Source organism: Bacillus sp. JJ783, from assembly GCF_036963225.1.
In the GTDB taxonomy this organism is placed as follows: domain Bacteria; phylum Bacillota; class Bacilli; order Bacillales; family Bacillaceae_G; genus Bacillus_A; species Bacillus_A cereus_U.
The window spans coordinates 1-352 of record NZ_JBALMG010000169.1 but is presented as its reverse complement, the minus strand read 5'-3'; the positions used below and the strand labels follow the sequence as shown (position 1 = coordinate 352).

The following is a 352-nucleotide window of genomic DNA, read 5'->3' as shown; positions in this document are numbered from 1 at the left end:
TGGAGATATGAAGAAATTAACGGAAGGATTTAATATGGATGCGTTTAACATTGAATATATAATAACAAGAGATTATAAATTTGAAGAGATGCGAACAACTATAAAAGTGAGTGAAAGTAACTCAGATAAAAAAGCTAGTACAGATAAGGAAAAATTGGCTGCAGTTGTGAGTATAAAGATTGATTCATATGAAAAGTTTGATTCAATTAAGTTACCAGAAGGAATTCAATAATTTCAATCGTAAAAGGATAAAAAAGAGCGGAAATCCGCTCTTTTTTATTTATCTTACTATTTTTAGGAGAATTATATGAATAACACTTTTATTAATGAAAACTTCATGTAATTTTTTCTG

General features: G+C 27.0%; 1 pseudogene. It reads left to right on the top strand.

Annotated features, from left to right (window positions below):
* Positions 1-232 (top strand): annotated as a pseudogene (locus tag V7038_RS26450) (hypothetical protein); the annotation flags it as partial.
* Positions 233-352: the final 120 nt, after the last annotated feature.